General features: G+C 37.8%; 10 protein-coding genes. 3 read left to right on the forward strand and 7 right to left on the reverse strand.

The window, feature by feature from the left end:
* Nucleotides 1–42 precede the first annotated feature (42 nt).
* From ACN6MT_RS18080 to ACN6MT_RS18110, 7 genes are all read right to left on the reverse strand, one after another.
* A complete protein-coding gene (locus ACN6MT_RS18080) occupies nt 43–804 on the reverse strand; it encodes a hypothetical protein (protein ID WP_419887375.1) in 762 nt (253 codons plus the stop codon).
* Nucleotides 805–900: 96 nt separating this feature from the next.
* Nucleotides 901–3,339: a DNA topoisomerase IV subunit A gene (gene parC, locus ACN6MT_RS18085; protein ID WP_419887376.1), complete on the reverse strand. Its 2,439-nt coding sequence runs from the start codon at nt 3,337–3,339 to the stop codon at nt 901–903.
* Nucleotides 3,336–5,315 (reverse strand): DNA topoisomerase IV subunit B, encoded by a 1,980-nt coding sequence (gene parE / locus ACN6MT_RS18090; RefSeq protein ID WP_419887377.1) that lies wholly within the window; start codon nt 5,313–5,315, stop codon nt 3,336–3,338. Before parE ends, parC begins: the two co-directional genes overlap by 4 nt.
* A 281-nt stretch (nt 5,316–5,596) precedes the next feature.
* Entirely contained in the window at nt 5,597–6,010 is a 414-nt protein-coding gene (locus ACN6MT_RS18095) for a CoA-binding protein (protein WP_419887378.1), read from the reverse strand.
* A gap of 132 nt (nt 6,011–6,142) precedes the next feature.
* Nucleotides 6,143–7,042, reverse strand: a complete 900-nt coding sequence (locus ACN6MT_RS18100; RefSeq protein ID WP_419887379.1) for an ATP-binding protein — start codon at nt 7,040–7,042, stop codon at nt 6,143–6,145.
* A 23-nt stretch (nt 7,043–7,065) separates the two neighbouring features.
* Nucleotides 7,066–8,346 (reverse strand): diguanylate cyclase, encoded by a 1,281-nt coding sequence (locus ACN6MT_RS18105; RefSeq protein ID WP_419887380.1) that lies wholly within the window; start codon nt 8,344–8,346, stop codon nt 7,066–7,068.
* Between the two features lie 243 nt (nt 8,347–8,589).
* Entirely contained in the window at nt 8,590–10,329 is a 1,740-nt protein-coding gene (locus ACN6MT_RS18110; protein ID WP_419887381.1) for a glycosyl hydrolase family 18 protein, read from the reverse strand.
* 147 nt (nt 10,330–10,476) lie between these two features.
* On the opposite strand from ACN6MT_RS18110, the gene plsY reads away from it, so the two are divergent.
* The 3 genes from plsY (at nt 10,477) to ACN6MT_RS18125 (ending at nt 12,993) form a co-directional block, all read left to right on the forward strand.
* Nucleotides 10,477–11,061 carry a glycerol-3-phosphate 1-O-acyltransferase PlsY gene (gene plsY / locus ACN6MT_RS18115; RefSeq protein WP_063254266.1) on the forward strand — a complete coding sequence of 195 codons (585 nt, stop codon included), beginning with the start codon at nt 10,477–10,479 and terminating at the stop codon, nt 11,059–11,061.
* A 141-nt stretch (nt 11,062–11,202) separates the two neighbouring features.
* Nucleotides 11,203–11,376, forward strand: a complete 174-nt coding sequence (locus ACN6MT_RS18120; RefSeq protein WP_419887382.1) for a hypothetical protein — start codon at nt 11,203–11,205, stop codon at nt 11,374–11,376.
* A 465-nt stretch (nt 11,377–11,841) separates the two neighbouring features.
* Nucleotides 11,842–12,993, forward strand: a complete 1,152-nt coding sequence (locus tag ACN6MT_RS18125; RefSeq protein WP_419887383.1) for a CapA family protein — start codon at nt 11,842–11,844, stop codon at nt 12,991–12,993.
* Nucleotides 12,994–13,024 lie beyond the last annotated feature (31 nt).

The raw sequence follows: 13,024 nt of genomic DNA on the forward strand, positions 1-13,024 counted from the left end.
CACAGATATTCCTGTGTTTTTTTGCGTTTTCTTTTTCCTGGCCTACTTACTCTTTTTGCTAGTGCGAACGCTTGTGTTATTTAAATTCCATTTATGGTCCCCATATTTCCAGGTGGATTCCACAAGTGCGATTGTGTCGGCATTCGCTATTCCTGTAATTCTTTGTACCCCTTTTAACACCATCTCACCTGTGTTTAACTTAATGGGATTTAGAGACTGAAATGAATTTACTGTTAGTTCTGTAGGCTCATTTAACCGTCCTTTATAATAAAGTCCTAGTTTTTTGTAATATTTTTTTCGGTCTTTTAAATCGAACATATAGGTTTTCCCTGTTTGAGGAATAGTTATTTTCGCTTTATAGCCATTTTCAAAGGTACTCGCAATCTCTAATGGTTCAGGCACAGCCAATTCTTTTTTAATAAAATCTTTAAATGTATACAAATAATTAAGGGTTATGCCTCCGCTCCCCCCTGTTAATACATTTGAAAATATATCCTTTACTCCATCCTGATTGAGATCTACCAGCTTTAATGACGCTTTTGAGCCACTTTCAAGTGGAATTTTGTATTGTTTTTCATCGGTAGTTGATATATCAATAAAGATCTCTTTTAAATAGCCTTCTTCCTCTTCATATGGAACCCCTTTTAACTGAATGTTTTCATTAATTCCATCTCCAGTAACATCCGATTCAAGTTTTGAAATCGTGACGGTTTTCGCTTTTTCATCGAAGGCGTGAACACCGGTAATCGCAGTAACAGACATGAGAAAAAATGCAGCAGCAACTAGTAGTAATTCTTTTTTCATTGTATTCCCCTCCAAAATCTGATACAAGTAGTATGCCCAACTTTGGTAAAAACATGAAAAAGACTCCCAATATTTAGGGAGTCTTTCATTATAATCTTATTCATCTTCTTTCGATGGACCTTCTACCTTCCAAATGGTCGAAACTTTTCCATTATCGTTTTCATCAAGGATAAAAGAACCATTCGAATAACGGTCATTTAACCGAATTTCTGATGTTAACACTGTTTCGATGTGACCCTTTTCGGTTTGAATGTAAATCGTATCTTCTTCATTCGCAACCAAAAAGCCTACAATTCGATGAGGATTTGCTTTTAACTCTCGTAAAATGACAACCCCGCGTTTCGCACGTGTTGTTTTTTCGAATTCCTTTAGCTTCATTCTCTTAATGGAACCGCGTTGTGTGGTAATTACAATGGTTTCTTTACTTTCTGGAGTAATCACCTTACCGCCAACAACAACGTCCCCATCCTTCAAATTAATCCCTTTTACACCGGCTGCTCGAATACCAACAATACTGATTTCCTCTTCATGGAACCATAATGCATAGCCGAAATTTGAAATTAAGAACAATTCTCTCGTTCCATCGGTAAGATGTACATCCATTAATTGATCATCATCCTTAAGATTAACACCCACTAATGGCTTCGAATAGCGCTGTGCTTTATACTGCTTAAGTTCTGTTTTCTTTACCATTCCATTTTTGGTGACAAACACTAGGTAAGCGTCAATCTCAAAATCTTTCACCGGAATCACTTGAATGATATCTTCATCGCGGTCAATTGGAATGATATTTGCAACGTGCTGCCCTAAATCCTTCCAGCGAATATCAGGCAGTTCATGAACAGGACAGTATAAGTAATTTCCTTTATTCGTAAACAGGAGCACTACGTCCTTTGTGTTCACATCAAGCTGAGCAAGTAAACGGTCTGAGTCCTTCATGGCCAAATCTTGTCCATTAGAAGCTGCAAAAGAACGCTGGCTAGTCCGTTTGACATACCCTTCTTTTGTAATCGTTACAATAACATCCTCACTAGGAACGGTTACTTCAAGATTAATTTTCAATTCTTCAATTTCTGCTTCTATCTTGGATCTGCGAGGGTCAGCAAATCGTTTTTTGACGTCTTTTAATTCTTTTTTTATGACAGAAACTAGTTTCTTATCACTTAATAAAATGGAAGTCCATTCCTCGATTTTATTCGCTAATTCTTCTGCTTCATTCTGCAAGGCGGTTATATCGGTATTAGTTAAACGGTAGAGCTGCAAAGAAACAATCGCTTCTGCTTGGGCTTCAGTAAACGCAAATTTTGCAATTAAATTATCTTTTGCATCACGTTTATCTTTGGAAGCACGGATCGTCGCAATCACTTCATCAAGAATCGATAATGCTTTCATCAACCCTTCAACGATATGCTGACGTTCTTTTGCCTTGTCTAACTCAAATTTAGTTCTTCTCAGAACAACTTCTTTTTGGTGCTCAATATACGCATCAAGTAATTCACGTAACCCTAATAATTTAGGACGTTTTTTAGCAATCGCCACCATATTAAAATTATATGCTACTTGCAAATCACTATTTTTATATAGATAGTTTAGGACACCATTTGCGTCCGCGTCCTTCTTCAATTCAATGACAATACGTAACCCGGTTCGATCTGTTTCATCACGAACTTCTGATATTCCTTCAACTTTGCGATCGAAGCGGAATTCGTCTATTTTCTTAACAAGATTCGCTTTATTCACTTCATAAGGAATCTCGGTTACAACAATCTGCTGCTTGCCGCCCCGTAAATCTTCAATATCAGCTTTACTGCGAACAATGATTTTCCCTTTACCAGTCTCATAGGCCTTTTTAATACCGTCAATTCCTTGAATAATACCTCCGGTTGGGAAATCAGGACCCTTAATAACCGACATTAATGCATCTATCGAAACGTCAGGATTGTCCATCCGCATGATGACGCCATCAATGACTTCACCAAGATTGTGTGGCGGAATATCGGTTGCGTACCCTGCCGATATTCCTGTTGAGCCGTTTACCAGCAAGTTTGGGAACATCGCTGGTAAAACAGTTGGTTCCTTTGAAGTATCATCAAAGTTAGGAATAAAATCGACTGTTTGTTTTTCAATATCGCGAAGTAATTCTCCAGAAATTGCTGATAAACGTGCCTCGGTATAACGCATCGCAGCTGGTGGATCTCCGTCCATACTTCCGTTGTTTCCATGCATTTCAACAAGCACATTTCGAACCTTCCAGTCCTGGCTCATCCGGACCATCGCGTCATACACAGATGAATCACCATGCGGGTGATAGTTACCGATTACGTTACCGACAGTTTTTGCTGATTTTCGGAAGCCTTTTTCATGTGTATTACCCTCTACATGCATGGCATAAAGAATTCTTCGTTGAACAGGTTTTAAACCATCTCTCGCATCTGGCAAGGCCCGTTCTTGAATGATGTATTTACTATATCTGCCAAAACGATCGCCGAGAACATCCTCTAGAGGTAAGTCACGGAATTTCTCATTTGTGCTCATTCTTCAGATTCCTCCTCAACGACCATAATATTTTCATTTTCAAGGATCGTATCATCTTCTTCTAAACCAAACGCCACATTGCTTTCAATCCATTTACGGCGAGGGTCAACTTTATCCCCCATAAGAGTGGTAATACGGCGCTCTGCTCTTGCGGCGTCATCTATTTTAACACGTATTAATGTCCGTGTTTCTGGATTCATCGTTGTATCCCAAAGTTGGTCTGCATTCATCTCGCCTAGACCTTTATAGCGTTGAATCATATAGCCTCTGCCAACTTTTTTTATGGCGCCCTGAAGTTCATCCTCGTTCCAAGCATATTCGATAATTTCTTTTTTACCGCTGCCTTTACTAACCTTATACAAGGGAGGCAGAGCAATAAATACTTTACCTGCTTCGATAAGTGGTTTCATATACCGATAGAAAAAGGTTAACAGTAACACTTGAATATGTGCACCGTCTGTATCAGCATCCGTCATAATAATGACTTTATCGTAGTTTACATCCTCTATATTAAAATCAGTACCAACACCTGCGCCAACTGTATGAATAATCGTATTAATTTCTTCATTTTTAAAAATATCCGCCAGTTTCGCTTTTTCTGTATTAATGACTTTACCACGCAACGGCAGTACAGCTTGAAAGCGGCGGTCACGACCCTGCTTTGCTGAGCCGCCTGCGGAGTCACCCTCAACCAAGTAAATCTCATTTCTTTGCGGATTTCTTGATTGAGCAGGTGTAAGCTTCCCTGATAAAAGGGCATCAGAACGCTTTCGTTTCTTGCCGCTTCTAGCATCTTCCCGTGCTTTACGTGCTGCTTCACGCGCTTGGTATGCTTTAATTGACTTTTTAATCAACAACGAGCTAATGTCTGGGTTTTCTTCAAGGAAGTAAGTCAGGTGTTCAGAAACGACTGCGTCTACTGCCGATCTAGCTTCACTCGTACCTAATTTTCCTTTTGTCTGCCCTTCGAATTGTAATAATTGCTCGGGAACCCGGATAGAAATAATCGCAGATAATCCTTCACGAATATCTGCACCCTCAAGATTTTTTTCCTTTTCCTTCAATAGTGAAACCTTGCGGGCATATTCATTGAAAACACGCGTCATCGCTGTTTTCGAACCCACCTCATGCGTTCCACCATCTTTCGTCCTGACATTGTTTACAAACGAAAGCATGTTCTCTGAATAGCCATCATTAAATTGAAAAGCAAATTCAACTTCAATCCCATTATGGCTTCCTTCAAAAAAGACGACCGGATGAAGGACATCTTTTTCCTCGTTTAAGTAAGAAACAAAGGCCGAAATCCCATTTTCATAATGGAAAACTTCATGAAAATCATTACGAGCATCAATGATTTCAATCTTTAACCCTTTTAAAAGAAATGCTGATTCTCTTAACCTTTCACACAATGTTTCGAAATTATAGGTTGTGGTAGAAAAAATAGTGGAGTCTGGTTTAAAGTGAATCGTCGTACCTGTTTGATTGGTTTTACCGATTTTCTCCAAGGTCGTTACCGGTTTACCACCGTTTTCAAAACGTTGTTCATAAACAAAGCCATCTCTTTTTATCGTTACCGTTAACCATTCAGATAAGGCATTTACGACAGAGGCACCAACACCATGCAGGCCGCCGCTTGTTTTATAACCGCCTTGACCAAATTTACCTCCAGCATGAAGAACAGTTAAAATGACTTCAGGAGTCGGTTTCCCCATTTTATGCATGCCAGTCGGCATTCCGCGTCCCTTATCCATGACACTTATTGAATTGTCTTTGTGAATTTTTACAATGATTTGGTCCCCAAATCCTCCTAGAGCCTCATCGACAGAGTTGTCGACAATCTCATATACAAGATGGTGTAATCCGCGTGTATCAGTGCTCCCGATGTACATTCCTGGTCGCTTCCTGACGGCCTCCAGTCCCTCTAGTACCTGTATGGCATCATCATTATATTCAAAAGCTTTCTGATTACTTGCCACTAAAATACCCCTTTCATTCCCTGCAAAAGAAAAAACATCTTTTAATTGCTATCTTTATGAGTAAGTTAATTCATTCGTGTAAAAAAATTATTTCTATTATTTAGAACGAATGTTTGCCGCTCTTAATTGTAACACATGTTTGCGGCGTCTATGCTTTATTTTAGCGATTTATTTTGATTTGGCAAATGTCTAAATTGAAACAACATCATTTTGTAACAGAATTTTTAGTAAAAAAATGAAAAAAAACTGCCAAATGTTAGCAGTTTTCTTTGGTATAACGATTATTTTGTTAACGCATGTGCCACTTTTATACAAAGATCCATGATAACGGTATATCCTTTTTCTTTCAAAAATTCATATGCTTCTTCATTTACTAAGCCTTGCTGTGCCCAAAAAACATCCGCATCGACTTCGTCAAATTCTTTCGCAACATCGAACAACTGTTCTGAACGGCGGAAAACATTAACGATATCAATATGTCCCTCGATCTCCTTTAGTGAAGCAACCGCTTTCACTCCGAGTACTTCATCAACCGCAGGATTCACAGGTATGATTTCATAACCTGCTTTCTGCATAACTTCCGAAACCATATAAGAGGTTCTGTCAGGTTTGTCACTTAAGCCTACAACAGCGATACGCTTAGATTTTTTTAGTATAGCTCCGATTTCTTCCAAGGATGGATTTTCAACTGCCATGAACAAACACTTCCTTTATTTCTCGTATTTAACTATCACTTTCACTATAACATAAATCAATTATTTGCCCAAAAAAATAGCTCCCGTGTAACGGGAGCATGTGTGTTAAACACAGATAGTTGATGGAATGGTTTAGGAAGCAGCTTTCGGAACCGTAAGGCGAAACTGTACACCGTTCTCTGTATTTTTAACTGCAACACTTCCATCCATATTTTCTATCATTATTTTCGTCATAAATAATCCAATCTCCTTACCATAGTTCCTAGTAGTAGTAGTGAGATCGAACATACTGGTAAGAAAGGCTGGCTCTAGGGGACCTGCGTTATCAGTAATATCCACAACTAAAAAGCAGTCGTCTGTCCCTATGTTTATATCTATTTTTCTATTCTTAACCTTGTTTGTTACAAATGCATTGCGTGTATTGGTTAGAATCATTAAAACAACCTGACTGTATTCATTAGGAAATCCATAAGCCATATGCTGTTCGCGGTATTCAAACTCAACATGTATGTCGTGATTCTTAAGGCTGTAAGAGAAGATTGATAGTGCCTTTTCAATTGAATCTGAAATAGAAAAGGTACATTTCTGTTTAGTCGGTTGATAGATTTTCCGTAAATCATTGATTGTACGTGACATAAAATTGATTTCATTCATGCCTTCTTTGGTAAAAGTATTAATATATTGATCATTTATTTCACTAAATTGAAGGGCCTCACGGACGTCCTGAATTAAGAGTGAAAGGCTATTAAGCGGCTCCTGCCATTGATAGCCTATGGTAGAAAAAATCTCGTCCATCGAAGAACGTCTAGATTGTTGAATGAGGAAATGATCTCTCTGACTATTTTTTTCTGCTTCCTCCACGATTTTGTTTTCTAAGTTTCTTATTACAACCTCATATTTCTCTACCATCTCCCGGTAGTTTTCTTCACTTTCTTTTTGCTTTTTTTCAAGCACTTTACGCAAAAAGATATTGCTTATTACAACAAATAGTATTAATACTACTAAAATGATTGAAATATATATACCAAGCACTTTTTATCACCTATTCAACTGTTTTAAACGGTCACACAGTTTCTTCCCTTAATTTTTGATTGATATCGTGCTTGATCTACCTCAGAAATCAGTTCCCTTTTTGATTTTCCAACAGAGAATTCTGCCACTCCAAAACTGCAGGTTACGGAACCTATTTCAGGAAAGGCAAAGTGATTAATTAATGAGCGGATAGATTCAGCAAGGACCATCGCTCCTTGACTGTTCGTTTCCGGTGTTAATAAAATAAATTCATTGCCGCCCCATCTGGCAAATACATCTGATTCTCGGATTCTTTGCTGAACAATTGTTGAAATCGTAACGAGCACTTCATCCCCTTTTTGATGGCCGAAATAATCATTTACATTTTTAAAATAATCGATGTCCATCAGAATAATGGAAAAAGGATGGTTATACCGTTCTGACCGTCTTATTTCACTCGAAAGCAGCTCCTCGAATTTTGTCCGGTTCAAACTCCGTGTTAATGGGTCCATCGAGGATAGAATTTCATTCTTTTTATACTCTTCTTCTAGAGCACTAATTTCTGTACAGACAAACAAAATTTGTTCATCCCCTGTGTTATGAGAGGCTTTCATTAAATAAATCCCTTGTTTGTCTGTTTGACTTTTCCACATTACCTTTGCATAATTTTTTTCAGTCTGAAAAAATTCATCTATCCAATTTTCCTTGTCCTTAGGATAAAAATAATTTGGGTCTTCAACAAACAAATTAGCAACTAGATTAGATTTATGTAAGCTATTCGTGTCTTCTATGCCTGTAAAGCTAGAAAATGCATGATTGAAATCTACAAGATGACCGTGTTCTACAATGAATAGTACATGATCCTGTGTTTCTAAGAGAGCTCTTGTTAATAGGTTTTGTTTGCATAATTCCTTTTCGTGCTGAATTTGCTGGACAGATTTTTGAATCGCGAGTAAAAATCTGTCTAAATCGATTGGTTTTAAGATAAACTGATTGACGCTATGGTCTATACAATGGATAAAGGTTTCGTTATCATCCTGTGCCGTGGTTACAATAATTTGAGCTTTTTTATTGTGTTTACGGATATTTTGAATCATCTCTAAACCGCTCATAGAATTCATTTTTATATCTGCAATAATCAAATCAGGAAGGTGCTGCTTATACAGCAGAAAGCCTTCTTCACCATCTATGGCAACATGGACATCTGAAAAACGGCGATTTAAGATTCTTAATAATTTTTCGCGTGAAAACACCTCATCTTCTACATATAAGACCTTTACATCTTGGTATTGATAACTTTGATTTTGTGGTACGGTAATCGCCATGATATTTCACCTACCTCTTTCATGATTTTTAAAATTATATATGACAAAACCGACCACTCGGCCGGCTCACCTATTGTTTTAAATATTATAGTTAAATTATATTTCCTGTGAACAATCACATCAATCGATAACCAAATGGTTTGAAAATTCTCCATATATTTGTAATAAAATTGACTCTAATTGTTCTTAACTTAGACAGAATATTATTTAAAAGATGCAAAAAAAATAGACCATCTTTGTGGTCTATTTCTGTGTTACTGCCTTATTAGGGTCGATAAGCATCGCAGTCCACGCTGTCTCATCTCCAAAGACTCTTGACCAGGAAGCCATTCCCGCAAGTTGATAATTGGCTGCAAGGTTTGCTCGTTTCGTTAACGATAATTCATCCTCAACCCATACTTTATAGGTAGTATTCTCTTCCTCGGCATAATATTCTGCATAATTTTGACCGCTTGCCTCGTCATAGACAGGCTGAATTCCTTTTTCTGCAAGCCATTCTTTTACCTTTGCCATTGACATTGATTGAGAGGAAACCTCAATTGTACCATCCTCTTTCATTTGTTCCTTCCACAATCTAGTATATAATGGGACACCCAGTATTAACTTTTCTTTTGGTACTTGCTTTAACAAGTTTTGCAGATTTGTCTCTACCCATGGAAGGCTAGATACACTCCCAGCCACATGAGAAGATCCCGGATGTTCATCATATGCCATAATAATTAGGTAATCCACAATACCTGCAAGCTTATCTCTTTCGTAGAAGGATGACCAATTATTATTTTCACCTGCATAGAACGTAATGTCCATTGAAACAAGTAATCCGGCTTCATGCAAATAGGGTGTTGCTTCTCGCATAAGTTGAGTGACCAGAGGACCATCTGCGGGATAGACATTTTCAATATCAAAGTTAATCCCTTGTAATTGGTACATTTGACTGTAATGGAGCAGCTGGACAATGATTTTTTGACGAGTCTCAAAGTCTTTTAATGCTTCATGCGTAAGGACTGGGTCAAAAGAATTTGAGAATAATCCCCATACTTGATACCCTTTGGATTGTGCCCATTTGCTATATTCTAAGGAAGCTAAATTACTTATTGTCCCGTCATTTCCAGTCAAGGAAAACCAAGTTGGTGACACAACATTTACTCCAATCATATCTTGTATTTGGGTATGATCTGGATTCTTCGTGTATACGGCTTCCCAGGTTAGATGAATTGGTCCGTTAATTTTTGGAATGGCTGCCGTTTGGTTTTTTTGTGGGATTGTAATGGTAACCTCTTTGTTTTTAGCTACAAATTTCTTGTTGATGTATCCGCTTATTCCATTTTTTTTTCTTACTAGGTAAAATTCATCTTCTTCTGCCTCAATCATTACAGTCTCTTCTTTAGATAGTTCGGAGGTATAGGGTGCTTTTAGAGAGGGCTCCGTTCGCAACCGTAGCTTTTCCGGGTGAACATCTTCAGCCGTGATTTCCGCTTGCACATAGTGGTCACCGGTTTTTTGAATCCAAATAGCTCCCGTTTCCTCTAAAACGTTATACTGAATTGGATAAAAGGCGAGCAGCGGATCAAGTGCCACAAATAGTTGGCCATCTTTTGAGATAATCGGTGAAACTTGAAGCTCCACCGGCTTTTGATTAACAAAGAAGGTTAAGGAATCAGTAGGCATTTGGATAACTTTTTCTGAAGTGGTAATGATGATAGACTTCGATTTTTCATCAAAAATAATGCTGTGATCTATGTTCTCCTTCATAAATGAAAGTGGAAGAAAGATAGAATTTCCTTCAATAAATGCATTTCCCCGCTGACTTCCTTCAAAAAGGATCGGATTTTTTTCTTTAAAGTAAGTTGCTCTTTCCTTAGAGGCAAATGGATAAAATAAAAAAAGAATAGAAGTTGCAATCAGAAGAATTGCAATCATCAATCCCCCTAGAATCCACTTTGGTGATAAAGATTTCTTTTTCTCGTATTCAATTTGTGCCATGTTTTTCCCCCTCACCTCTATCGTACGGGAAGAAAGAAAAAATGAGAAGGTATTTTTATGAATTAGTTTAAAGCAGTGGTAGTGTTTTTTCACTATTACATGGTAAAATAACAAGACATGCACTATTTATAGAAGGAGATTTGGTTGATGGTTCAAATTATATTAGTTCTAATACTCGCCTACCTGCTGGGATCCATTCCGTCAGGTTTAATTATTGGGAAAGTTTTTTATAAAACAGATATCCGTGAACATGGTAGTGGGAATTTAGGGGGAACGAATACGTTCCGAACATTAGGAGTAAAAGCTGGTATCGCTGTAACACTGGCTGATATCCTAAAAGGGACGTTAGCGGCCTATCTCCCTGTTTTGTTTGGAATAGATATCAATCCTTTGCTTGCAGGAGTTTTTGCTGTTATCGGTCATACCTATCCAATCTTTGCTGGTTTTAGAGGCGGGAAAGCTGTAGCAACATCCGGCGGTGTTTTATTGTTTTGTGCCCCGCTTATGTTTTTAACGATTTTCGTGGTCTTTTTTGTCAGTCTCTACATAACCAAATACGTATCGTTATCATCTATGCTTGCTGGTATTTGTGCAGTGATATATGCAGCGATTGATGGGGACATTCCTCTTCTTATTGCAGTCACTCTTTTGACATTATTTGTGATTTATCGACATCGCGCTAATATTAAACGAATCATGAACAAAACAGAACCTAAAATAAAATGGCTTTAAGGAATCGAAATTGGCTCCTTAAAGCCATTTTTCATTAAGGCTCTCTTTGAAAAACTTTCATTAAACATTCATAATCTCAATCATTTTCTTTCCTCTTTTTGAAGTAAAATAAAGGTAAAGGTATCCATGGAGGGATGAATCATGACTAACGATAATCAAACCTATTTGTTTTCAACCGACGTTACAGACGATGAAATCCACGAATTTGTCGTTGAATTTTATCAGTGTTTAATGGATGACCTGCCTGAGAAATTTCCTTACAAAGTAACCAAGACTTTCGACGAACTAATTGATTTTTTCGAAGAGATGGACTAGTAAACCTTCATACAAACGGAGTCCCGCGATGGGAGACTCCGTTTTTTATATTTTTACAAGTTTAAATGCAAACTTTCCGTTCTCATTCTTACTATAATCAAGCTTTGTTTGGTGAAAGTGAAGATAATCCTGTTCATGAATAAGGATCTTTAGCCCTCCAAATTCGAATAGCTGATCCCCAGTAATTTTCCGCTCTTCCAGAGACAGATTGAGTTTTGGACCGCCTCAGCCAACCCCCATACTCAACCGGACTAAAAGCTCCTCATTCGGTGTCTGCCTTTCTCTCTCGATAACATTTTCTAATATATGGCATGCACTCTCCGTTATCTTAAACAAAACCAACCACCTCCTTGAATTTTTTCGAAATATAAAGGAAAAAGTCGAAAAATAGCATATAAATATATTATAGTATTGGTAGAATGGTTTAAAATATTTTGCCTCAAAACAGAACATGAAGGAGAAATTATGAAAAAGAAAGCCATTGTTACGTCTGTATTTATCATTACTACTTGTATTTTGCTGGCGTCAGCAGTTCTGATTCAACAACAGAAGAATAAATCTGCTGCAGCGAAGGTACATCCGACAAAAGAGCATTCTTCGAGATATCAACCCGTAATTGCCAGGACATTGACGGAAAAATTAACCATTGGTGCCATTGGAGACATATTAATTCATGATACGGTTTATCAGGACGCTTTTAATGGAACACAGTATAATTTCAATCCTATCTTTGAAAATGTAAAAAGTACATTGGAATCGCCAGATATTCTTACGGCTAACCAAGAAAGTATGTTAGGCGGCTCTGACATTGGTGTTTCAAGTTATCCCATGTTTAATAGTCCGCATGAAGTCGCCGATGCGCTCGTTAATACAGGGGTTGATATTGTCTCGATGGCAAATAATCATACGTTAGACAAAGGAGAACGTGGAATTCTGTCCGCAACAGATTATTTAAATAGTATTGGTCTGCCTCATGTCGGGAGTTTTTTAAATGAAGAAGACCGTCAAACATTAAGAATCATTAATAAAAATGGCATAAAATTAGCTTTTCTATCTTATACATACGGAACGAATGGAATACCTGTACCAGATGGCAAGGATTTCTTAGTAAACCTGATTAATCGTGATCTCATGAGCGATGAAATTCATAGGGCGAAAAAAGAAGCGGATGTTGTGATCATGAGTATTCATTGGGGAAATGAATACCAGCGAATCCCCACAAGTGAACAAAAGGACTTGGCTAACTTCCTTGCAAATGAAGGTGTAGATATCATTTTTGGGTCTCACCCTCACGTCCTCCAGCCGATGGAATGGATTAAAACGGAGGATGGCAGGAACTCATTCGTTATTTATTCCTTGGGTAACTTCATTTCCGGTCAGGTACGGGACTATAAAGATATTGGCGGGATGGCAACAGTTGAAATTACGAAACATGTATCGGAAAAGGGAAATAAAATTGAATTATCAAACCCAGTTTTTTATCCAACCTATGTATCCAGCCAAAGGAATAGAAATTATCAAGTAGTGCCACTTGAAAATGCTGGCTCCTTTGGACTTCCAAATGCTTCGGCTAAATATCAGGAAATTCAAGATCATATGACTCAATGGCTCCGTTAAATCGGGGCTTTTTTATGAGTATTTTGGAAGG

It is taken from the genome of Neobacillus niacini, from assembly GCF_048572935.1.
GTDB lineage: Bacteria > Bacillota > Bacilli > Bacillales > Cytobacillaceae > Neobacillus > Neobacillus niacini.

What these genes read in the sequence shown, in the direction of transcription:
- ACN6MT_RS18080 (WP_419887375.1), bottom strand. Translation starts at nt 804, where the DNA reads ATGAAAAAAGAATTACTACTAGTTGCTGCTGCATTTTTTCTCATGTCT.
- parC (WP_419887376.1), bottom strand. Translation starts at nt 3,339, where the DNA reads ATGAGCACAAATGAGAAATTCCGTGACTTACCTCTAGAGGATGTTCTC.
- ACN6MT_RS18095 (WP_419887378.1), bottom strand. Translation starts at nt 6,010, where the DNA reads ATGGCAGTTGAAAATCCATCCTTGGAAGAAATCGGAGCTATACTAAAA.
- ACN6MT_RS18105 (WP_419887380.1), bottom strand. Translation starts at nt 8,346, where the DNA reads ATGGCGATTACCGTACCACAAAATCAAAGTTATCAATACCAAGATGTA.
- ACN6MT_RS18110 (WP_419887381.1), bottom strand. Translation starts at nt 10,329, where the DNA reads ATGGCACAAATTGAATACGAGAAAAAGAAATCTTTATCACCAAAGTGG.
- plsY (WP_063254266.1), top strand. Translation starts at nt 10,477, where the DNA reads ATGGTTCAAATTATATTAGTTCTAATACTCGCCTACCTGCTGGGATCC.
- ACN6MT_RS18120 (WP_419887382.1), top strand. Translation starts at nt 11,203, where the DNA reads ATGACTAACGATAATCAAACCTATTTGTTTTCAACCGACGTTACAGAC.
- ACN6MT_RS18125 (WP_419887383.1), top strand. Translation starts at nt 11,842, where the DNA reads ATGAAAAAGAAAGCCATTGTTACGTCTGTATTTATCATTACTACTTGT.